This is a genomic window from Mesorhizobium sp. M0185, from assembly GCF_040322175.1.
Classification (GTDB): domain Bacteria; phylum Pseudomonadota; class Alphaproteobacteria; order Rhizobiales; family Rhizobiaceae; genus Mesorhizobium.
The window spans coordinates 37,713-57,874 of the sequence record NZ_JAMYSY010000013.1; the positions used below are offsets into that span (position 1 = coordinate 37,713).

Here is a 20,162-nt window from a genome sequence, read left to right on the forward strand (position 1 = left end):
ACGGTCTTGCCGCGGCAACCGCGCGTTCGTCGTTGGATAGCTTTGGCTTACGAAAACGCCTTGCGCATGGTGATTGAGGTCGGCCGGTCGTAGCCCTTGTGCGCTGTCCGTTCGGTTTCACGAAAACCGAGGCGGGCAAAGGCTGCGTGATTTCCGGTCAGCTCGACCCGCGTCTGGAGCTCGATGGCGGTCCTGTTGTGGCTGCGGGCAAGATCTTCGACGGCCTGCATCAGCTGTTTTCCAATGCCTTGTCCCTGAAGAACCGGCTCGACCGCGAGCTTTCCAACATAGAGCTCGTCTGCGCGCTTCAGGATGAAGACGCAACCGACGATCTCGTTTTCCTTCAGCGCCAGGAATGCTGTTTCCTCCAGCGCTCTAGCCCTGAGATTTTCAACGGTGAGCCGATGCACCGAGGACGGCGGGTCAATAACCCCGTCCATAAAGGCGAAGGCGCGCATGACCAGCGCCAGCACCTCGTCCCAACGGTCGAAATCGGCCGCAAGCTGCACGATGGAAACGTCGGCAGGCAGGCTCACGGGCTGGTTCGCTTGTAGCGGATCGTGTCGAAGCGTGCCGCCAGCGCATCGTAGAGCAGCAGTCGTCCGACCAGCGGCTCGCCAATCCCGGTGATCAGCTTGATCGCTTCCATGGCTTGCAGCGTGCCGATGACCCCGGTCAGCGCGCCGACAATGCCGGCCACCGCGCAGGATGGCACCAGTCCCGGCGGCGGCGCCTCGGGAAAGAGATCGCGGTAGCTTGGGTTCAACTTGCCGTCCGGGCCGGTTTCGAATGGCTTCAGTACGGTGACCGAGCCGTCGAAGCGGCCAACGGCGGCATGCACGAGCGGCCGGCTTTCCGCGGCGCAGGCGTCGGCCACCGCGTAGCGTGTCTCGAAATTGTCGGAGCCGTCAACGACGATGTCATAACGGGCAATGAGGGTAGGGGCGTTGTCCACGGTCAGCCTGAAATTGTGCTCTTCCACGACGACGTTTGGATTGATGCGGATGATCGCCGCTCTGGCGCTGTCGGTTTTCGCCACCCCGACATCGCCCGTGGCGTGGATCACTTGTCGTTGCAGGTTGGAAAGCGAAACGATGTCGTCGTCGACGATACCGAGAGTGCCAATCCCTGCGGCGGCGAGATATTCGAGCACCGGCGCACCCAATCCGCCGGCGCCAATGACGAGCACCCGCGCCCGCTTCAGCCGCTGCTGGCCGGCGCCGCCGATCTCGGGCAGCACGATGTGGCGGGCGTAGCGTTCGAGCTCTTCATCGGTGAGGGCGGCTGTGATCATCGCCGGACCATATAGCGGAGGAAAAAGCTTGTCAGGTATCAATGCATGCCGCTCAGAAGTGCGCCATGAACCAAGTTCAAATGGTCGGCCTGACCGTGCCGTGATCGACGGTCAGGAATTGCGCGCGTCCCTTGAGGCTGTCAAACAACGCGGCATCGGTCCCGGTCATGAAGGCCTGGCAGTTTAGTTCCTCCAGGATCGAGAACAAGGCCGCCCGTCGACCGCCGTCGAGATGGGCGGCGATCTCGTCGAGCAGCAGGATCGGTGTCATGCCCGACATCTCGCCGGTTAGCCGCGCATGCGACAAGACAATGCCGACCAGCAGCGCCTTCTGCTCGCCGGTCGAACAGAGCTCGGCCGGCATCGCCTTGGGCCGGTGGCGCACCACGAGGTCGGAACGGTGCGGGCCGTCGAGCGTGCGTCCGGCGGTGCGGTCGCGGTCGCGCCCCTGGGCAAGCGCACGACGGAACCGTTCCTCTACGTCGACGGCCGGCAAAATACCGAGTTCGCCTTCCAGTTCGCCAGAGATGCCGATGTCGGCTTGCGGAAACGGTCCGTCGCCGGGCAGCCGGTCGATCATGGCGGCGAGCAGGCGCACCAGTTCGGCACGCGCCGCGGCAATCGCCACGCCGGTCTCGGCCATTTGCATCTCGATCGCATCGAACCAGGCACCGTCGCGTGAACCGTCGGCGAGCAGTCTGTTGCGGCCGCGCATTGCCTTTTCGTAGTCAAGCGCGCGCTGGCCGTGGCCAGGATCGATCGCCAGCACCAGCCGGTCTAGGAAGCGCCGGCGGTCGGCAGCCGGCCCGGGGAACAGGCCGTCCATGGCCGGTGTCAGCCAGACCACGCGCAGCCATTCCAGCATGTCTTCGGCTGAGCGTGCCGTCGCGCCGTTGATCCGCACCCGCCGGCCGGCTTCGCCGTCGCTGCCCGATATTCCGGTACCGATCTCGACCTGGCCTTCCGGCCCGTCAAGCCGGGCATGCAGCGCAAACCCACCGTCGCCGCCTTCGCGCGCCACCTCGGAATAGGGTGCGCGGCGCAGGCCGCGGCCCGGCGTGAGCAGCGAGATCGCTTCAAGCAGATTGGTCTTGCCGGCGCCATTGTCGCCGGAGAAAACGACAGCGCCGGGATCAAGGTCTATTGCCAACGCCGCATAGTTGCGGAAATTAGTAAGTGTGAGCTTACTTATGTGCGTCTGCTGCGGTTTTGCAGATCTGGTCACGACAGCAAGATGGCCCCGTTCGGGCCCTACACCCGCATCGGCATCAGCACGTAGAGCGCGGTCTCGTCGGCCATATCGTGGATCAGCGTCGGGGAACCGGCATCCGCCAGCATGAACTTCGCCTCCGTGCCGGTCAGTTGCGCGGCAACGTCGAGCAGGTATTTGGCGTTGAAGCCGATTTCGATCGGATCGGACGAATAGTCGGCCGCCAGTTCCTCGGTGGCACTGCCCGAATCCGGGTTGTTGACCGCAAGCGTGACCTGCCCTTCGGCGATCGAAAGCTTCACCGCCCGGCCGCGTTCGGACGAAATGGTCGAAACGCGATCGACGGCAGCGGCGAAACTCTGGCGATCGATAATCAGCTTCTTGTCGTTGCCGGTCGGAATGACGCGCTGGTAGTCCGGGAAAGTGCCGTCGATCAGCTTGGAGGTCAAGATAACGCTGCCGATGGTGAAACGGATCTTGGTGTCGGACAGCTCGGTAGTGACTGCAACATCGGGATCGTCGACCAGCTTTTGCAGCTCGCTGACCGTCTTTCGCGGGATTATGACGCCAGGCATGCCCTCAGAGCCTGCCGGCGCATCGATCTCGGCGCGCGCCAGCCGGTGGCCGTCGGTCGCGACAGAGCGCAGCTTCAGCTTGCCGCCGGCCTCGTGCGTGTGCAGATAAATGCCGTTCAGATAATAGCGCGTCTCCTCGGTCGAGATGGCGAACTGGGTCTTTTCGATGAGGCCCTTTAGTCCGACGGAATCGAGCCGGAAAATATGCGAGAACGACCCGGCTGAAAGCTCGGGAAAGTCGGACTGCGGCAGGCATTGCAGGCGGAAGCTCGAGCGCCCCGACGTCACCGTCATGGCGTTGCCGTCTTCGTCGGTCTTCAGCGCCACCTCCGCGCCGTCGGCAAGCTTGCGCACGATGTCGTAGAGCAGATGTGCCGGGACCGTCGTCGCCCCGCCACGTTCGACCTTTGCCGGCGTTGCTTCGGTCACCTCCAGGTCGAGGTCGGTCGCCTTCATTTCAAGGCTGGCCCCCTCGGCGCTGAGCAGCACGTTCGACAGGATCGGAATGGTATTGCGCCGCTCGACCACGCGGTGAACATGGTTGAGCGACTTCAGGAGATTTGACCGTTCCAGGATAACACGCATGACGAAACAGGCTCGCTTGAATGAATGAACGGGTCTCCGGCAAGCGGCGCCCCGCGAAAGGTCTGAACAGGCTCAGAATCTGCGTAAACTGACAGGAAAAACCCGGCAAACGCAAGCCCGCGCCACCGGTTCGGACCGGCTGCACGGGCTTTCTGGGGATAAAAAGGCCGGAGTCGGCGAGCCGGCGTTTTTCGGGCCGTCAGGCCTGGTCGTTGATCAGCCTTCTCAGCAATTCGAGTTCCTGCGCCAGTGTGTTGTCGGCACCGGAAAGATCCTCGATCTTGCGCACCGCATGCAGCACGGTCGTATGGTCACGACCGCCGAACCGCCGCCCGATCTCCGGCAGCGAGCGCGGCGTCATCACCTTCGACAGATACATGGCGACCTGCCGTGGCTTGACGACGGTGCGTGTGCGCCGGTTGGACAGAAGTTCGGTCTTCGACACGTTGTAGTGGCGCGCGACGATGCGCTGGATGTCCTCGATACGCACCCGCTTGGGTTCGCCCGAACGATAGATGTGGCCAAGGATCTCGTCGATGCGGTCGATGGTGATCTGCGGTTCGAAGGATTGACGAAACAAAAGCTGGTTGAAGGCACCTTCGAGCTCGCGTCCGCTGCCGGTCACAGTGCGGGCGACGTGGTTGAGGATCTCTTCGGAAATATCGAGCGACGCATCATCGAGCTTGGCGGTGGCAAGCCTGAGCTTGAGCATACCGATACGCATGGCGAAATCCGGGGCTGACATTTCCAGCGCGACGCCGCCGTTGAGGCGCGAGCGGACGCGTGGCTCCAGCGACTCCAATTCCGACGGCGGCCGGTCGGCAGCGACCACCACTTGCTTGGCGCTGTCGAGCAGCATGTTGATCAAATGGCAGAATTCGTGCTGGATCGACTTGCCCTGCAGGAACTGCATGTCGTCGATGATGAGGAGGTCGATGTCGCGCAGCTGTTCTTTCAGCGTCAGTGCGTTGTTGTCGCGGATCGCGGTGGCGAACCGCCACATGAAATACTCAGCCGTCAGATAGACGACCCGCGATTTCGGATTCTGCTTCAGCGATTCTGCGGCGATCGCCTGCAACAGGTGCGTTTTGCCCAGCCCGACCGTCGCGTGAAGAAAGAGCGGATTGAAACGCACCGCGCTCGACTGCGATTCCGCGACCGCCTTGGCCGCGGCAAAAGCCACTCGGTTCGATGGTCCTTCGATGAAGGAGGTGAAAGTATAGCGTGGATCGAGTGGCGAACCGAGAACATTGTGCCGGAACTCGGTTTCTGCCGGCATCCCCGGGCGGGGTACCGGGACCCGTTCGACCCTGCTGGGGCTCGCCGTGCCCGCAGAGAGCGCGGTTTGCGTCTGCCTGGTCATCTTGCGCGCCGGGGCCACTTCTGGCTCGACGCTGTTGCGGCCCTGCCGTGTGGCGGTGCGAACCACGATCTCGATCTTGAGGATCTCCGGATCCTCGTGCTTCCACAACTCGGTGATGAGATCGAGATAGTGGCCGTTGATCCATGAACGCAGGAATGCGGTTGGCACTGAGATGCGGACAATGCCCTTAGAGGATTCAGCGACCTTCATGCGCCCGAACCAGCTCGAATAGACCTCGGTTCCCAGACGCGCCTTCAACTGGGCCTTGACCCGATCGAACTTCTGTTCAGCTTCATTGGAAGCCGCCATGTCGTTCCTTCCGATTAACGTTCCAGGAAATGGGAGGTCGCCTGTAAGCTCCCTTTCGATGCCGCCGCTCTGCATGATCGAGTTCCTTGTCTCTTGTACCTGTTTTCCGCCGGGGATGCGCCTCCTGCATCCATGTTTCCGGCGACCGTGTCTTCGCTGCGACACCATCGCCGCCGCCGGCTGATGAATCGCCTCGTTGTCGGTCCGGCGCCGAAGAGCCGATCCGCTTTGGTCATGTCAGGGCAACAAAATGCCGTCCGGCGAAAAACCGCCGGCGCACCGTCGACCTGCCATGTACAATTACGCCAGTCCCCTACCGTATCGAAAAGACAAACCAACCCCGTCCGCGGAGTTGAATCCGCGGTGTAAACTCTGCCAATTTGAGCTGGCCGGTTTCAGGCTGGTCAAGGGCCAAGGGCCCGTCCCTTCGATGGACAGACATTACCGAAATCGCTGTGGATAGGGCAAGGCCACCCCTAACGGATTTTTAAGGAATCTGACTAGCAAGGGACGTTTCGAACGCCATGCTGCAACAGTTGATTTTGACAAAGCCATTGTGATTCAAACCCTTTTCCGGCGAATATGAAAAAGGCCACACAACGCGAAATTTTCTGAAATAATTCACTTGACAGCCAATTGTCGCCTATCGGCCGCAGCTGATGTGAACAAGCTGTGGATCACCATCGGTAAGCTTCTGAAAAGAAAAGGTAATCTGTGACGCTCGGAAATTTTCGCATTGGCAGTTTCGAAGGCTCCGAATATCAGCGGGCATGTATATGCCGGCAAAGCATTTCGAACTTTGAAATGCACCCGGAGCGCCATTTTGCGGGCTTTCTTTTAAGTACTTGCCGGCAAACGAAAAAAACCCGGCGCGATTGGCCGGGTTTGAAGAAGCGCAGTTCAGGAAAAGGTATATTAGGCCGACAGCACCTTGACCCGTTGGGCCAACCGCGACACCTTGCGCGATGCCGTGTTCTTGTGCACCACGCCCTTGGTCGCGGCGCGCATCAATTCCGGCTCGGCCACCTTGAAGGCAGCCTGTGCGGCCGCCTTGTCGCCAGCCGCGAGCGCCTCTTCGACCTGGCGGATGTAGGTCCGGACGCGGGAGCGGCGGTTCTTGTTGATCGCTGCGCGACGGGCGATCTTGCGCGTTGCCTTTTTGGCCGAGGAGGTATTGGCCATGGTGCCTCTCTTCTGATCTGGTGGGCGCTTGCGGGATACCGCAGGGCGCAAAAAACAAACGGGCAGCCACAGGGCCGCCTCGGTTGGTGCGGCTTATAGTTCAGCTTTTCCGGCGCGTCAACGCTGCAGCGATTTCTTTTTGACCGGCGCCTTCGTCATCTCATCGGTTCGTGAAATTCGGCTTCCGCTTGCCGCTGAAGGCCGCCATGCCTTCCTTCTGGTCATCCAGCGCAAACAGCGAATGAAATAGCCGGCGCTCGAACCGCAGACCCTCGGTGAGCGTCGTCTCATAGGCGCGGTTGACGGCCTCCTTTGCCATCATCACCGACGGCAAGGAAAAACCAGCGATCTTGGACGCTGCCTTAAGCGCTTCCTCGATCAACTCGCCGGCTGGCACCACGCGCGAGACAAGGCCGGAACGCTCGGCCTCGGCTGCGTCCATCATTCGACCCGTCAGGCACATATCCATCGCCTTCGACTTGCCGACAAAGCGGGTCAGGCGCTGCGATCCGCCCATGCCGGGCATGACGCCCAGCGTGATCTCGGGTTGGCCAAACTTGGCGGTGTCGGCGGCGATGATGAAGTCGCACATCATCGCCAGTTCGCAGCCGCCCCCCAGCGCATAGCCCGCCACCGCCGCGATGATCGGCTTTCGTGCCCGCGTAAATTCTTCCCAGCCGACGAAGAAATCCTGCAGATAGGCATCCACATAGGAGATGGACTGCATTTCCTTGATATCGGCACCTGCCGCGAAAGCCTTTTCCGAACCAGTGATGACCATGGCGCCGATGTCGGCATTGGCGCCCATGCTATTCACCGACGCGACCAGTTCCGCCAGCACTTGTGAATTCAGCGCGTTGAGCGCCTGCGGCCGGTTCAGCGTAATCAGCCCGACCTTGCCGCGGGTTTCGACGATGATGGTTTCATAGCCCATGCTTTGCTCCTCCTCGCTTCTGGTTCAAGCCTGACAGGCCCGGCAGTGGAAAGTCGAACGACCGCTTTGCACGATACGCTCGATGTGGCCGCCACAACCAGGCTTGGAGCAGGCTTCCCCCTCGCGATCGTAAACCGCGAAGGAATGCTGGAAGTAGCCCAGCGATCCATCGGTCTGCATATAATCGCGCAACGACGAGCCGCCGGCGGCGATCGCATCGGCGACGACCGAGCGGATTGCTTCGGCCAGGCGTTCGCTCTGCTCTTTGGCTTTCTTGCCGGCTCTCGCGAGGGTGCCCGCTTCGCGCAGCGGCGACAGGCCGGCCCGCCAAAGCGCTTCCGAGACGTAGATATTGCCTAGCCCGGCAATCAGCCTCTGGTCCAGAAGTGCCGCTTTCAGCGGTGACTTGCGACCTTTCAGCAACGAAGCGAGCAGCGCGCCGTCCAGTGCGTTGCCTGTAGGCTCGACGCCTAATCCCGCCAGCATCGGATGCATGTCGGGCTCGCCTTCCGAAAACAGCATGAACCCGAAGCGGCGCGGGTCGTTGAAGATCACGCGAGAGCGGACGCCGGCAGGGGATGCGATGTCGAAGACGACGTGATCGTGAGCAGTGTTTTTCGAACGTTCGTGGTGGAACGCGCCGGGCGTTGCGCTCTCGTCGGCCGTTTCGATGCGAAACGAACCCGACATGCCGAGATGGCAGATCAGAACCGGGCCGTTGTCCATGTGCATTGTCAGATATTTGGCACGGCGGCCGAGCGCCGCAATCGTCTTGCCGGTCAGCCGCTCCGAAAATCTCTCGGGGAACGGAAACCGCAAATCCGGCCGGCGTGCCTCGACACCGACAATGCGGGCACCTTCAAGGGCCGGCTGCAGACCGCGCCTGACTGTCTCTACCTCCGGCAGCTCAGGCATGGCCACCTATCGTGGCGTGGAAGGAGGTGCCGTAACGGCCGCGCGCCAGCCCGAGATGTTCGGCCACGGTTTCGCCGATGTCGGCAAATGTTGTCCTCAGTCCGATGTCTGCGCCTTTGAAACCCGGCCGTGTCCCGATAATCGGAATACGCTCGCGCGTGTGGTCGGTGCCGCGCCACGTCGGATCGTTGCCGTGATCGGCGGTCAAAATGAGCAGATCGCCTGGCCTCAGCCGTGCGAATGCCTCGGGCAGGCGCCGGTCGAAAGCTTCGAGTGCGGCGGCATATCCCGCAACGTCGCGCCGATGCCCGAACTCGGTGTCGAAGTCGACAAAGTTCGCGAAGACGAGGTCGCTGTCGCGGGCGTCTTCCATGGCACCAAGCGTTTTGTCGAACATCGCCATGTTGCCGGCAGCCTTGCGGACTTCCGAGATCCCCCGATGGGCGAAAATGTCGCCGATCTTGCCGATCGCGATAACCCGGCTGCCGCGCGCCGTCAGCCGATCGAGCAGCGTCGGTTCCGGCGGCGGTACGGCATAGTCGCGACGATTATGCGTTCGCTCGAACGTGGCGGCGGTTTCACCGATAAACGGCCTCGCGATGACGCGGCCGATATTCAGCGGATCGACGAGCCTGCGCACCACTTTGCAGAACTCGTAAAGCCGTTGCAGGCCGAAATGAACCTCATGCGCGGCGATCTGCAGGACGGAGTCGATCGAGGTGTAGCAGATCGGCTTGCCGGTGCGGATGTGGTCTTCGCCGAACCGTTCGATAATCTCGGTGCCCGGAGCATGGCAATTGCCGAGGATGCCAGGCACCTTCCCTTCACGCACCATTGCTTCGGTCAACTCGGCCGGAAAGGCGGGAATCTTGTCTGGGAAGTAACCCCAGTCGAAACGGACCGGCAGGCCGGCTATTTCCCAATGGCCCGATGGCGTGTCCTTGCCGCTCGAAACCTCTTGGGCCGCGCCGTGAAAGGCGGCGGCAAGCGGCGCACTGCCGGCATTCTCGAACCTGAAACCCGTCGCCGTTGCCGCGGCCTGGCCGAGGCCGAGCGCGAGCATGTTTGGTACAAGAAGGGGTCCGGCACGCAGGCCTTCGCGATCGGCGCGGCCTTCTGCGCAGGCCCGCGCGATGTGTGCGAACGTATTGGAGCCGGTGTCGCCATAACGTTCGGCATCGGCCGCGCCGCCGATGCCGAAGGAGTCGAGGACAAAAAGGAAGGCGCGTGCCATCGAAAGGTTCATCATTGCCTGTGCGTTGGCTCAGACATAGGGTTCCGCGCCGCCATTGGCAATTCGGAAACCCAACGGCACGGCTTGGCGTGCTGGTCCCGGAGAGACGAATCGCGGCATGGTCGATCCGCGGATGGAAATGCGCGGCGCGGAGCTCGCATGAGGCTTGCCCTGACAGCATTCGCCGCCGTACTGGCTTTGCTGCTGGATGCGTCTTGCACAAACCTGGCGCGAGCCGATTGGCGCGATGTTATCGGAACGTTCCGTATCGGTATCGCCGCCGAACCGTTGCCGGTCCGAGGACTATGTGCTGGCTGCAGCCATCGTGCGTCTAGTCTCGGCCCGCGGTCGCAAGCAATAGCAACAGACCGGTTAGCGGGCTTCAGGCGTCAGCAATCGCTGCACGGAATGGTCGGGCTCCTGCGCGGCCGCAGATAATAAGTCTCCGCCATCGATATCGAATTGAAGACCGAGCTCAACCCGAACCGGCTTTGGCCGTCCGCCGACCAGGTGATGATTGGCTTGTAGGCGAGATCGCTTTCGACCCGAATGAGGAACGTGCCTTTGATCTTGAGCGCGCTCGGGACCGTTGTGGTGGAATCCTTGACCGCGTCGACGCTAGAGACGCCATCGACCAGTTTGCGCGACCACACGACCAGGACTTTCGGCGTCGTCTCGTTCGTCACCTGTATCGCCGTGATAATGATCTTCGGTTTCGAGCGGTTGTAGGGCTGGAGCGTGGAACTGCCGATCGCCATGATGGCATCGACATCGGCCGCCTTGACGGTCTGCTGCTGCGTGACGAGGTCCGCTACCATGCTGCCGATGCGGCTGACCTTCTTGCTGGTCTCGATGGCTTGCGAGGCCTCCATTGTCATAAAGTACATGATCAACAGGACAGGCACGATGAGGGCAAACTCGACAGCCGCAATACCGCGGCGGTCCGAGCAAAGCCGGACTGCTCTTGTACAAATCCCTGCGATGCCCAGCTGTGCCCCCGCACGAATCATGGCTTTGCCCTTTTCAAGCGACTACGTGGTTCAGTTGTCGAACGGCTCGTTCTGCCAAGTGATCGAAGCAAAATGCAGCGTTTTGCCGTCCTTCAGGTTGGCCATCGATTTGGCCATGAAGTCGGTCATCACCGGCCATTTGTAAAAAACACGCAGCATGTTTCTCGACTCCGCCAGGCCAGGTGCGACGGTGAAGGTCTGTGTGCTCGTGCCCTTGGTCAGCACGACGTCGCCATCCTGGATCTTGAAACCGGCCAGCGCCGCATCGGCGAAGGTCGGATATTCGCGCAAGTCCACCAGCAATCCGGGACAGGTCTTGGCGACCATGATCTCCAATTTGGTGCAGATCATATCCCGCAGCTTGGTCCCGGACACATCGGCCGGTCTTAGTTGGCCGGTACGCAGCTGGCGCGCGATGTCGTCGGTTGCGTTTGCCATCACTTCCTGTGCGGCAAAAGAAATGCAGCTCTCCAGGATGGCGAAGACAAGAAGCGCGAAAGGAATTGCAAGCATGGCGAATTCGATCGCCGTGCTTCCGCGGCGGTCGCCCAAAAACCGTCTTGGAGAACCTGCTCGTCCTGCCTTGCTCATGTCCTCTGCCCGCCGATGCCGCTTCTGTATCGGTCCCACCCTTAGTCGGAACCGATTGAAGTCCGGTTGGAATGACCGTTAAATTCAACGGGAAGGCCTTAACCCGGCGATAACCGAAGCACGTACTCGCCAAAGACGGAGACGTCGGCTACTAATGCGCGGCGCTCATTTCGGCTTCAGAGGCCTTCTCGGCATCGCTCTTATACGAGCTTTCGCAATATGGCGCGCAGGACATGGTCTGTACTTCGGAACGCCGATAGATGCGCACCGACGACGCTGCCTGGCGCACGACGGTTATTTGCTCATCGACGATCGGGTTGCCCTCCTGGTCGAGGACGACGAGATTGGTGACGCCAAATCCCTTGCCGGTCAGTACGATCGTCGATGCGTCCTGCACGGAGGCGTCGGCGATCGCCGGATTGCCGACGACAATCGTATCGGCGGCGCGCGACAATTTGATGATCTTTGCCTGGTTCATCGTCACCTCGATGCCGGCGCCGGCCTTGGCTGGAAAGGCGAAAGCCGCTGCGGCAAAAAGCACGGCAACTGGAAATGATGATCTCGGCCCGGCCATTGAGGCGCCCCCTGGCAAACTGTTCAACAGAACATGAACGAGATTGGTGAACCAACCGTTAAGCGGCTGGAGTTCAGGATCAAACCGGAACCGGCATTGGGCCTAGCCGGCACGGCTGGAACGTCTTTGCCGAATTGCGCCTTTTGCGCCTTTGTCAGCCCGGTGGCCTGGCGGCGGGTATTTTAGTTCTGGGTTAACCACGCAATGTCGTCGAAGCGGGAAAGGAATCGGTAAGCCTGTTTATTAAGCCGATTGAAACAGCTTCTCCTTAGATTCGCAGTATCCGATCAGCCACCAAGAGAAGTTGACGGAAGTGCTGTAACAATTGGAGTAGGAGCTCGAATGTCTAACCTCATCGCACGTTTTGTGAAGGACGAATCCGGCGCGACCGCTATCGAATACGGTCTGATCGCCGCTCTTATCGCACTCGCCATCATGGTCGGCGCCGGCCAGCTCGGCAACTCGCTGAACGCCAAGTTCACCGCCATCTCCACCAAGGTGAACGGTAGCTGACCGTAACGGGTTCGGTTGTTCTGAAATAAGGGCCGCCGCTCTGGCGGCCCTTATTTAGTCCTGGTATGATTTGAAACTTAGGCCTCATCAGTCGTTAATCGAATAGGATTAGGTTGGGGCCAGATGCAATTGGGTCATAGGCGCGCCGATGCTTGAAGCCTTGATCTTCGTCGTGTTTCCGTTTTGCATGCTTTTTGCCGCGATCTCCGACATGCTTTCGATGACGATCGCCAATCGCGTGCCGGTGTTGCTTGTTGTTGTCTTCGCCTTGGTTGCGCCTTTGACCGGTATGGACTGGGCCACCTATGGCTGGCATTTCGCCGCCGCCGGCCTGGTTCTCGCGGTGACGTTCGGCCTGTTCGCGCTGGGCGGCATGGGCGGCGGCGACGCCAAGCTTCTGGCTGCCACTGCCATGTGGATGGGACTGAACATCCATCTCATCGAATACCTCGTCGCCTCGACATTCATCGGCGGCCTGCTGACGCTAGCCATCCTCGCCTATCGAAAATCGCCGCTTGCCGCCGTCACAAGCCACAATCCGTTCCTGCGCCATTTCGCCGATGAGGCGACCGGCGTTCCGTACGGCATCGCGCTTGGCATTGGCGGTCTGCTCACCTATTCCGACTCGCCATTGATGGCCTGGGCACTTACCAGGCTGGCGGGCTGAATTTCGCTTTACGCCTTTGGCGCCGAGCAGGCGAGTTGACCACGTTTTCCTTCGGGCCGGGCTTGTCGGTCCAATTTATATAAACGTTAAATTAATCACGATCGTAAGTATAACATTAACCTTGTTTTGACGATTGCCGCTGCAAAGTCCCGCTTGGCTACGTGGTTTGCCAAGGCGAGGTTCGGACAGATGCCAGCATCCCGATTGATTATTCTGAGCGTGGCGATAGCCGCGGCCGGTGGTGCAGGCTATGTCGCGAAGAACATGGTCGTGGCTCCGCCGCCTCCGGTTCTCGATTCCGGTCCTCAGGCGCCGGCGATCGCGCTGCAGGATGTGCTTGTCCTTTCCGGCGACGTTCCGATGGGCAGTCCGCTTGAAAACAACATTTACTGGGAGTCATGGCCGTCCGCCGGCATCAACGCAAATTTCATCACCCGCGCCGCCGAGCCTGAAGCGCTGGACAAGCTGAAGGGCGCCGTCGCTCGCGTGGCGCTCTACGCCGGCGAGCCGCTGCGGCGCTCGAAGCTGATCGGTGAAGGGCAAAGCTTCATGTCGTCGATCCTGCCCTCCGGCATGCGGGCCGTTGCCACAAGCATCTCGGCCGACACCTCGGCCGGTGGCTTTATTCTTCCCAACGATTTCGTCGACGTCATCATGACCCGCAGAGCCGATCCCGCCAATGGCGGTGGTCCGGGCTTCACGACCGAAACTATCCTGAAGAACATTCGCGTCCTGGCGATCGACCAGACCATTCAGGAGGACGAGGAAGGTAAGAAGACCAGGGTTGGCCAGACCGCCACCCTGGAACTGACGCCGCAGCAGTCCGAGATCATCACCGTCGCACAGCAGATGGCGGATCGCCTGACATTGGCGCTGCGCTCGATCAAGGACAGTCAGGACAAGAATGTGGGCGAAGCCGATTACCTGGTTTCCGGCAATGGCCGGCGCGGAACCGTGCGGCTGATCAAGTCGGGCGAAGTTTCCGAAGTGGGGGCAAGGAAATGAGGCTAAAAACCAAACTGCCGCTCATCCTGGCTGCGGCGATCGGCCTGTTTCTCCTTGGAACGAATGCATATGGCATTGTCGATGCCAGTGCGGCGGGCAATGCCAGGGTGACGGCTTCGACCGCCACCCAGCGGGTCAAGCTCGGACTGAACAAGTCGGTGGTCATCGACCTCCCGAGCGATGCCTACGACATTCTCGTCGCCAACCCCGCTGTAGCCGACGCGGTGACCCGCACTGCCAGGCGCATCTATCTGTTTGGAAAGGCGGTCGGCGAGACAAATATCTTCGTCTTTGGCCCGAATGGCGAGCAGATCGTCAGCCTTGACCTAGCGGTCGAACGTGACGTTGCCGGGCTGGAGGATTATATCAAACGCTTCATCCCGTCATCGGAGGTTAAGGTCGAGTTGCTGAACGACAACGTCGTTCTGACCGGAACCGTGGACACTCCTCTGGACGCCAAGCGCGCGGCCGATCTGGCAACCATTTTCGTGTCCGGCGGCGAGGCAACCACGGGTCAATATTCGCAGACCGCTGCCGGCGGTTCGGCTGAAGCCGGCGTCGCGATCGATAACCCGGATGCCGAGCGCCGCGTCAGCAAGATCGTCAACTTGCTGCAGATCATCGGCGACGACCAGGTGACGCTGAAGGTGACGGTCGCGGAAGTCAGCCGCTCGGTGATGAAGCAGCTCGGCGTCAACATGGTGGGCAACGGCAGCAGCAACGGCATCAGCTGGGGCGCGGTAAGCGACAATTTCACTGGTTTGGGCAAGTCGCTGTCGAACTCGGGCCTCTCTATCGGCAGCTCGACGCTGCAGGCCTACATCAATGCCATGGAACAGTCCGGTGTCATGAAAACCCTCGCCGAACCAACATTGACGGCCGTATCCGGCGAGAAAGCGACCTTCAAGGTTGGCGGCGAATACAATATGGTGACCAGCGTTTCCCAAGCCGTATCAAATGATAACCAGACCGGTCTGAAGACGTATTCTGTCGAGAAGATCGAATACGGCATTGGCCTGGAATTCCAGCCGGTGGTGCTGTCTCCCGGCCGTATCAGCCTGAAAGTCAGAACCTCGGTTTCCGAGCCGACAACGGAGGGGTCTGTGTCTTTGTCCGAAGGTGTAACGAGCCCGGGCATGAATGCCCTGTCTCTCCGCAAGCGCTTGGCCGACACAACGGTGGAACTGCCTTCGGGCGGCTCGATGATGATTGCCGGCCTTGTCCGCGATGATCTCAGGCAAGCTGTTAACGGCTTGCCCGGTCTGACAAAGATTCCAGTGCTTGGCGCGCTGTTCCGCAGCAGGGATTTCGTTCGCAACGAGACCGAGCTCGTCATCATCATTACGCCCTATCTGGTGAAGCCGGTGGCGCGCAATGATCTTGCCAAGCCGGATGACAATTTCAACGCCGCCAGCGATGGCGCCGGCATTTTCCTTGGCCGCGTCAACCGTGTCTACGGCACCATGCAGACCGACAAGCCCAACGGCCGTTACCACGGCGTTGTCGGCTTTATCTACAAGTAAGCGGGGAAGCGGTCATGTCTAAGGCAACATCGAAGGCACGGGCGATCACCGCGACGCGGTCAGTCCATTCGCGAATCTGGCGGCCGGCCGTTCCCATTATGGCGATCGCGGTGGCGGCATTGCTGGCCGGCTGCGCCAATCGCGACAGCGTCACGGTGGGTGCCATACCGGACGATTATCGCACCACCCATCCGATCGTCATAGCCGAGAAGATACAGAAGATCGACCTTCCGGTCGGCGCCGGCGACCGTGGCATGACCAGATCCCAGCGTGACACGCTCCTGGGCTTTCTGGACGGATACGACAGGAGCGCGGCTCCGGTGCTGACGATCGAGATTCCGAGCGGCTCAGCCAACGAAATCGCAGCGGCCGCGGCCGGCCGCGATTTCGCCAGGCTGGCCATAGCCAGCGGCATCAGCCGGAAGCGGATCGACATGCGGTCCTACCAGTCTGTTTCGGCCGAAGCGTCGGCACCGGTCCGTGTTGCCTACGTCTCGGTGAAGGCTCAGACGGATAAATGCGGTCGCTGGCCCGAAGACCTGCTGCAGACTTCGGAAAACAAGCACTATGCCGATTTCGGCTGTTCGTATCAGAACAACCTGGCTGCCCAGATGGCCAATCCGTCCGATCTGATCGGGCCACGCAAGCCGACGCCGATCGACGCGGAAAATCGCGGTGCTGTGATCGACGTCTATCGTGACAGAGGTATTTCGGACGAATTCCTCGGCAATTCGGAAGTCGAATATTAACGAGTGTTGAGGCTCAACAAACCCTAAGCCGCGCAAGTCACGGAAAGTGATGACAATGAGCAATCTTGCCTATGACACAGAGGTACCGGGCGGCGAAACCTCGGAGCAGGATCTTGCCGCGATGCAGGCGTTGCGGCCGATCCCGCGCATTTCGATCCAGGCATTTTGCGAGACCGAAGGCGTAGCCAATCCGGTCGAGCGCGCCGGCGAGGATCGCCGCATGGCCAAGGCCCATTTGAAGGTGCATATGGGGGGCATCCCCACCGCTATCGAATTCTATCAGTCGGCGCCGACGCCGAACCTGATCCTGCTTGAATCGCGCAGCGAGCCGAAGCTGTTGCTGGAACAACTCGCCCAGCTCTCCGAGCATTGCGACCCGACCTCCAAGGTGGTGGTTGTCGGCCACTACAACGACGTCGGCCTGTACCGCGAACTCATCCGTTCGGGCATTTCCGAGTATGTCATCGCGCCCGTATCGATGGCCGACATCGTCAGCGTGGTGTCTTCGATCTTCGTTGATCCGGAAGCTGAGCCGATCGGCCGCTCGATTGCCTTCATCGGCGCCAAAGGCGGCGTCGGCTCGTCGACCATAGCCCATAATGTGGCCTGGGCCATGTCGTCCCTTTTCAAATCCGAAGTGGTTGTCGCCGATCTCGACCTCGCCTTCGGAACGGCCAATATCAATTTCGACCAGGATCCGGCGCAAGGCATTGCCGAGGCAGTCTTCTCGCCGGAACGCGTCGACGAGGTCTATCTCGACCGGCTGCTCGCCCAATGCGCCGAGCACCTGTCGCTGCTTGCGGCCCCTTCGACCCTGGAGCGGGTCTACGATTTCGATCCCGACGCCTTCACCCAGCTTATCGACATAGCCCAGCGTAGCGCGCCGCTCCTCGTGCTCGATGTTCCCCACGTGTGGGCCGGCTGGACCAAGAACACGCTGGTCAAGGCCGACGAGATCGTCATCACGGCGACGCCCGAACTGGCCAATCTGCGCAACACGAAGAACCTGGTCGACATGCTGAAGCGGCTTCGTCCGAACGACCCCGCGCCAAAGCTTGTGATCAACCAGGCCGGTGTGCCGAAACGTCCTGAGATTACGCCGTCCGACTTCTCCGAATCGCTCGGCCTTTCGCCGATGTCGGTCATCCCGTTCGAGCCGCTTTTGTTCGGAAATGCTGCGAACAACGGACGTATGCTCGGTGAGATGGATGCCAAGAGTCCGGTTGTCGCCACGATCAACGAGATCGCCCATGTGCTGACAGGGCGCAGCGAAATCAAGGTGAAGAAAAAGGCTGGCCTCGGCAATCTGATCGGCAAGCTTTCGCGCAACAAGAAGTGATGCCTCAGCGGTGGAATTGGTAAGCGATCATGTTTGGTAAAAGAGGCAGCGACGACGGCAACCGGACCATTCCGGAATTCCGTCAGCCAGCACCCGCACCTGCTGCGCCGGCGGCCGCGAACCCTGTGGAAGCGGCTGTAACTGCCAGGCCGGCGGCGCTGCCGCCATCCGGCGCGCCTGCCGCGCCGGCGGTTCGCCGTGCGGTCGAGCCGCCGCCATTGGCCCCGGAGCCGAAAAGTATCCAGCGCCAAAAGAGCGAAACCTACTACGACACCAAAAGCCAGGTCTTCGCCGCACTCATCGATACGATAGATCTGTCGCAGCTCGCCAAACTCGATCCCGAAAGCGCGCGCGAGGAAATCCGCGACATTGTCAACGACATCATCGCGATCAAGAATTTCGCGATGTCCATCGCCGAGCAGGAAGAGCTTCTCGAGGATATCTGCAACGACGTTTTGGGCTACGGGCCGCTGGAGCCACTGCTTGCCCGCGACGATATTGCCGACATCATGGTCAATGGCTCCAAGAACGTCTACATCGAAGTCAACGGCAAGGTCGAGCAGACCGGCATCCGTTTCCGCGACAACCAGCAGCTCCTCAACATCTGCCAGCGTATCGTCAGCCAGGTTGGCCGCCGCGTCGATGAATCAAGCCCGATCTGCGATGCGCGTCTTCCTGATGGCTCCCGTGTCAACGTCATCGCACCGCCCCTGGCTATCGACGGCACCGCACTTACCATCCGCAAGTTCAAGAAGGACAAGCTGACGCTCGACCAGCTGGTCAAGTTCGGCTCGATTTCTCCGCAAGGAGCCGAGATTCTCAAGATCATCGGGCGTGTCCGCTGCAACATTGTCATCTCGGGCGGTACCGGCTCAGGCAAGACGACGCTGCTCAATTGCCTGACCAACTATATTGACCGCGAAGAACGCGTCATCACCTGCGAGGACTCAGCTGAGCTGCAATTGCAGCAGCCGCATGTGGTGCGTCTCGAAACCCGTCCGCCCAACCTCGAAGGCGAGGGCGAAGTGACCATGCGCGACCTGGTCAAGAACTGTCTGCGCATGCGCCCCGAACGTATTATCGTCGGCGAAGTGCGCGGACCCGAAGTGTTCGACCTGCTGCAGGCGATGAACACCGGCCATGACGGCTCGATGGGAACGATCCACTCGAACAGCCCGCGCGAATGCCTCAACCGCATAGAGTCGATGATCGCCATGGGCGGCTACACGCTGCCGCAAAAAACCGTGCGCGAAATCGTCGTCGGCTCCGTCGACGTGATCATACAGGCTGCACGCCTGCGCGACGGATCGCGGCGTATCACCCACATCACCGAGGTGATCGGCATGGAAGGCGACGTCATCATCACCCAGGACATCGTTCTCTATAACATCAAGGGCGAGGACGCGAACGGCCGGCTGCTGGGCGAGCACGTGTCGACTGGCATCGGCCGTCCGCATTTCTGGGAGCGCGCCCGCTACTACGGTGAGGAGCAGCGCCTCGCGGTTGCGCTCGAGGCGATGGAGAAACGCGCTGATTGATCCGTCTGGAAGCGTGGGGGCCAGGGTCGATGTTCGGAATTGACGGCACCGTATTGGCATTCGTCGTGCTCGCCGGCTTCAGCGCCGGCGCGGTGGCCTATGCTTTCCTGTTCAACCGGATCAGCACCGAGAAGCAGGTCGGCAAGCGGCTTGAATCGATCAAGACCGCCGAGACGGATCGTTCCGTCGTCAAGGCGTCGCGCGATCGCGTGGCGGAAGCGGCCAAGCGTCGCAAGTCCGTCCAGGATTCGCTGAAGGATCTCGATCAAAAGCAAAAGTCCAATCAGAGCCTGGTCAAGAAACCACCGCTGAAGATCCAAATCCGTCAGGCCGGCATGAAGATCTCGCTTGAGCGCTTCTATGTCTACTCGGCGGTCTGCGGCGTCGTCTTGACGGCTCTTGTCTATTTCATCGGCGCACCGTTGCTGGTCTTGCCGGCTGCGCTGCTGGTCGGCGTCTTGGGTCTGCCCCGCTGGTTCGTCTCGTTTCGCCGCGCGCACCGCGTCAAGGCGTTCCTCAACGAATTTCCGAACGCGCTCGACATCATCGTGCGTGCGGTAAAATCCGGCCTGCCGCTGAACGACGCCGTGCGTCTGATCGCCAACGAATCCCCCGAGCCGGTCAAGACCGAGTTCCGCCGCATAGTCGATTCGCAGCAAATGGGTTTGTCGATCCCTGACGCGGCCATGCGCATGCCAGAAACGATGCCGTGCACCGAGGCGAGCTTCTTCGGCATCGTCATCCAGATCCAGTCTCAGGCCGGCGGCAATCTTTCCGAAGCGCTGGGCAATCTTTCGCGCGTGCTTCGCGACCGCAAGAAAATGAAAGCCAAGGTCCAGGCATTGTCCATGGAAGCCAAGGCATCCGCCGTGATCATCGGCGCGTTGCCTTTCGTCGTCGCCTTTCTCGTCTATTTGACGAGCCCGAACTACATCATGCCCCTCTTCATCACCAGCACCGGCCATCTGATCCTCGGTTGTTCCGGCATCTGGATGTCGATGGGCGTCCTGGTAATGCGCAAGATGATGAATTTCGAAGTCTAGGACTCGCGT

General features: G+C 60.7%; 20 protein-coding genes and 1 pseudogene. 9 read left to right on the top strand and 12 right to left on the bottom strand.

Annotated features, from left to right (window positions below; all coding sequences use genetic code 11):
• Nucleotides 1-47: 47 nt before the first annotated feature.
• The 9 genes from NKJ20_RS12965 to NKJ20_RS13005 all read right to left on the bottom strand — a co-directional run bounded on the left by NKJ20_RS12965 (nt 48) and on the right by NKJ20_RS13005 (nt 9,601).
• Nucleotides 48-536: a GNAT family N-acetyltransferase gene (locus tag NKJ20_RS12965; RefSeq protein ID WP_352744423.1), complete on the bottom strand. Its 489-nt coding sequence runs from the start codon at nt 534-536 to the stop codon at nt 48-50.
• Entirely contained in the window at nt 533-1,294 is a 762-nt protein-coding gene (locus NKJ20_RS12970) for a molybdopterin-synthase adenylyltransferase MoeB (RefSeq protein WP_031211813.1), read from the bottom strand. Before NKJ20_RS12970 ends, NKJ20_RS12965 begins: the two co-directional genes overlap by 4 nt.
• Nucleotides 1,295-1,370: 76 nt before the next feature.
• Nucleotides 1,371-2,519: a DNA replication/repair protein RecF gene (gene recF, locus NKJ20_RS12975; RefSeq protein WP_352455124.1), complete on the bottom strand. Its 1,149-nt coding sequence runs from the start codon at nt 2,517-2,519 to the stop codon at nt 1,371-1,373.
• A 26-nt stretch (nt 2,520-2,545) separates the two neighbouring features.
• Nucleotides 2,546-3,664 (bottom strand): DNA polymerase III subunit beta, encoded by a 1,119-nt coding sequence (gene dnaN / locus NKJ20_RS12980; protein ID WP_023676920.1) that lies wholly within the window; start codon nt 3,662-3,664, stop codon nt 2,546-2,548.
• A gap of 199 nt (nt 3,665-3,863) precedes the next feature.
• A complete protein-coding gene (dnaA, locus tag NKJ20_RS12985) occupies nt 3,864-5,336 on the bottom strand; it encodes a chromosomal replication initiator protein DnaA (RefSeq protein ID WP_352744427.1) in 1,473 nt (490 codons plus the stop codon).
• 915 nt (nt 5,337-6,251) lie between these two features.
• Nucleotides 6,252-6,518: a 30S ribosomal protein S20 gene (gene rpsT, locus NKJ20_RS12990; protein ID WP_023676922.1), complete on the bottom strand. Its 267-nt coding sequence runs from the start codon at nt 6,516-6,518 to the stop codon at nt 6,252-6,254.
• 160 nt (nt 6,519-6,678) lie between these two features.
• Entirely contained in the window at nt 6,679-7,452 is a 774-nt protein-coding gene (locus tag NKJ20_RS12995) for an enoyl-CoA hydratase (RefSeq protein ID WP_352448613.1), read from the bottom strand.
• Between the two features lie 24 nt (nt 7,453-7,476).
• Nucleotides 7,477-8,367, bottom strand: coding sequence for a bifunctional DNA-formamidopyrimidine glycosylase/DNA-(apurinic or apyrimidinic site) lyase (gene mutM / locus NKJ20_RS13000; protein WP_352448614.1), 891 nt, complete (start codon nt 8,365-8,367; stop codon nt 7,477-7,479).
• Nucleotides 8,360-9,601, bottom strand: a complete 1,242-nt coding sequence (locus NKJ20_RS13005; protein WP_352744430.1) for a phosphopentomutase — start codon at nt 9,599-9,601, stop codon at nt 8,360-8,362. The genes mutM and NKJ20_RS13005 overlap by 8 nt, the downstream gene beginning before the upstream one ends.
• A gap of 159 nt (nt 9,602-9,760) precedes the next feature.
• Here NKJ20_RS13005 and NKJ20_RS34140 point away from each other — a divergent pair.
• Nucleotides 9,761-9,889, top strand: a pseudogene (locus NKJ20_RS34140) (phosphate/phosphite/phosphonate ABC transporter substrate-binding protein); the annotation flags it as partial.
• A gap of 101 nt (nt 9,890-9,990) precedes the next feature.
• Here NKJ20_RS34140 and NKJ20_RS13010 read toward each other — a convergent pair.
• The 3 genes from NKJ20_RS13010 to NKJ20_RS13020 all read right to left on the bottom strand — a co-directional run bounded on the left by NKJ20_RS13010 (nt 9,991) and on the right by NKJ20_RS13020 (nt 11,776).
• Nucleotides 9,991-10,611: a TadE/TadG family type IV pilus assembly protein gene (locus tag NKJ20_RS13010; RefSeq protein WP_023676926.1), complete on the bottom strand. Its 621-nt coding sequence runs from the start codon at nt 10,609-10,611 to the stop codon at nt 9,991-9,993.
• A 30-nt stretch (nt 10,612-10,641) separates the two neighbouring features.
• Nucleotides 10,642-11,202, bottom strand: a complete 561-nt coding sequence (locus NKJ20_RS13015) for a TadE/TadG family type IV pilus assembly protein (RefSeq protein ID WP_023676927.1) — start codon at nt 11,200-11,202, stop codon at nt 10,642-10,644.
• A 151-nt stretch (nt 11,203-11,353) separates the two neighbouring features.
• Nucleotides 11,354-11,776 (bottom strand): pilus assembly protein N-terminal domain-containing protein, encoded by a 423-nt coding sequence (locus NKJ20_RS13020; protein WP_352448617.1) that lies wholly within the window; start codon nt 11,774-11,776, stop codon nt 11,354-11,356.
• Nucleotides 11,777-12,118: 342 nt separating this feature from the next.
• Between NKJ20_RS13020 and NKJ20_RS13025 the strand changes: the two genes are divergently transcribed.
• The 8 genes from NKJ20_RS13025 (at nt 12,119) to NKJ20_RS13060 (ending at nt 20,153) form a co-directional block, all read left to right on the top strand.
• On the top strand, nt 12,119-12,289 hold the full coding sequence (locus tag NKJ20_RS13025; protein ID WP_023676929.1) for a Flp family type IVb pilin: 171 nt from the start codon (nt 12,119-12,121) through the stop codon (nt 12,287-12,289).
• A 148-nt stretch (nt 12,290-12,437) separates the two neighbouring features.
• Nucleotides 12,438-12,956, top strand: a complete 519-nt coding sequence (locus NKJ20_RS13030; RefSeq protein WP_352448618.1) for an A24 family peptidase — start codon at nt 12,438-12,440, stop codon at nt 12,954-12,956.
• 189 nt (nt 12,957-13,145) lie between these two features.
• Nucleotides 13,146-13,961, top strand: a complete 816-nt coding sequence (gene cpaB, locus NKJ20_RS13035) for a Flp pilus assembly protein CpaB (protein WP_352744431.1) — start codon at nt 13,146-13,148, stop codon at nt 13,959-13,961.
• Entirely contained in the window at nt 13,958-15,484 is a 1,527-nt protein-coding gene (locus tag NKJ20_RS13040; protein WP_352448619.1) for a type II and III secretion system protein family protein, read from the top strand. Before cpaB ends, NKJ20_RS13040 begins: the two co-directional genes overlap by 4 nt.
• A 14-nt stretch (nt 15,485-15,498) precedes the next feature.
• Nucleotides 15,499-16,233: a CpaD family pilus assembly protein gene (locus NKJ20_RS13045; protein ID WP_352448620.1), complete on the top strand. Its 735-nt coding sequence runs from the start codon at nt 15,499-15,501 to the stop codon at nt 16,231-16,233.
• A gap of 55 nt (nt 16,234-16,288) precedes the next feature.
• Entirely contained in the window at nt 16,289-17,572 is a 1,284-nt protein-coding gene (locus NKJ20_RS13050; protein ID WP_352744434.1) for a CpaE/TadZ family protein, read from the top strand.
• Nucleotides 17,573-17,601: 29 nt separating this feature from the next.
• Complete coding sequence (locus NKJ20_RS13055) at nt 17,602-19,110, top strand: TadA family conjugal transfer-associated ATPase (RefSeq protein WP_352448622.1); 1,509 nt, start codon at nt 17,602-17,604, stop codon at nt 19,108-19,110.
• 29 nt (nt 19,111-19,139) lie between these two features.
• On the top strand, nt 19,140-20,153 hold the full coding sequence (locus tag NKJ20_RS13060; protein ID WP_023676935.1) for a type II secretion system F family protein: 1,014 nt from the start codon (nt 19,140-19,142) through the stop codon (nt 20,151-20,153).
• The last annotated feature ends 9 nt before the right edge of the window (nt 20,154-20,162 follow it).

What these genes read in the sequence shown, in the direction of transcription:
- NKJ20_RS12970 (WP_031211813.1), bottom strand. Translation starts at nt 1,294, where the DNA reads ATGATCACAGCCGCCCTCACCGATGAAGAGCTCGAACGCTACGCCCGC.
- dnaN (WP_023676920.1), bottom strand. Translation starts at nt 3,664, where the DNA reads ATGCGTGTTATCCTGGAACGGTCAAATCTCCTGAAGTCGCTCAACCAT.
- dnaA (WP_352744427.1), bottom strand. Translation starts at nt 5,336, where the DNA reads ATGGCGGCTTCCAATGAAGCTGAACAGAAGTTCGATCGGGTCAAGGCC.
- rpsT (WP_023676922.1), bottom strand. Translation starts at nt 6,518, where the DNA reads ATGGCCAATACCTCCTCGGCCAAAAAGGCAACGCGCAAGATCGCCCGT.
- NKJ20_RS12995 (WP_352448613.1), bottom strand. Translation starts at nt 7,452, where the DNA reads ATGGGCTATGAAACCATCATCGTCGAAACCCGCGGCAAGGTCGGGCTG.
- mutM (WP_352448614.1), bottom strand. Translation starts at nt 8,367, where the DNA reads ATGCCTGAGCTGCCGGAGGTAGAGACAGTCAGGCGCGGTCTGCAGCCG.
- NKJ20_RS13005 (WP_352744430.1), bottom strand. Translation starts at nt 9,601, where the DNA reads ATGGCACGCGCCTTCCTTTTTGTCCTCGACTCCTTCGGCATCGGCGGC.
- NKJ20_RS13010 (WP_023676926.1), bottom strand. Translation starts at nt 10,611, where the DNA reads ATGATTCGTGCGGGGGCACAGCTGGGCATCGCAGGGATTTGTACAAGA.
- NKJ20_RS13015 (WP_023676927.1), bottom strand. Translation starts at nt 11,202, where the DNA reads ATGAGCAAGGCAGGACGAGCAGGTTCTCCAAGACGGTTTTTGGGCGAC.
- NKJ20_RS13020 (WP_352448617.1), bottom strand. Translation starts at nt 11,776, where the DNA reads ATGGCCGGGCCGAGATCATCATTTCCAGTTGCCGTGCTTTTTGCCGCA.
- NKJ20_RS13025 (WP_023676929.1), top strand. Translation starts at nt 12,119, where the DNA reads ATGTCTAACCTCATCGCACGTTTTGTGAAGGACGAATCCGGCGCGACC.
- NKJ20_RS13030 (WP_352448618.1), top strand. Translation starts at nt 12,438, where the DNA reads ATGCTTGAAGCCTTGATCTTCGTCGTGTTTCCGTTTTGCATGCTTTTT.
- cpaB (WP_352744431.1), top strand. Translation starts at nt 13,146, where the DNA reads ATGCCAGCATCCCGATTGATTATTCTGAGCGTGGCGATAGCCGCGGCC.
- NKJ20_RS13040 (WP_352448619.1), top strand. Translation starts at nt 13,958, where the DNA reads ATGAGGCTAAAAACCAAACTGCCGCTCATCCTGGCTGCGGCGATCGGC.
- NKJ20_RS13045 (WP_352448620.1), top strand. Translation starts at nt 15,499, where the DNA reads ATGTCTAAGGCAACATCGAAGGCACGGGCGATCACCGCGACGCGGTCA.
- NKJ20_RS13050 (WP_352744434.1), top strand. Translation starts at nt 16,289, where the DNA reads ATGAGCAATCTTGCCTATGACACAGAGGTACCGGGCGGCGAAACCTCG.
- NKJ20_RS13055 (WP_352448622.1), top strand. Translation starts at nt 17,602, where the DNA reads ATGTTTGGTAAAAGAGGCAGCGACGACGGCAACCGGACCATTCCGGAA.
- NKJ20_RS13060 (WP_023676935.1), top strand. Translation starts at nt 19,140, where the DNA reads ATGTTCGGAATTGACGGCACCGTATTGGCATTCGTCGTGCTCGCCGGC.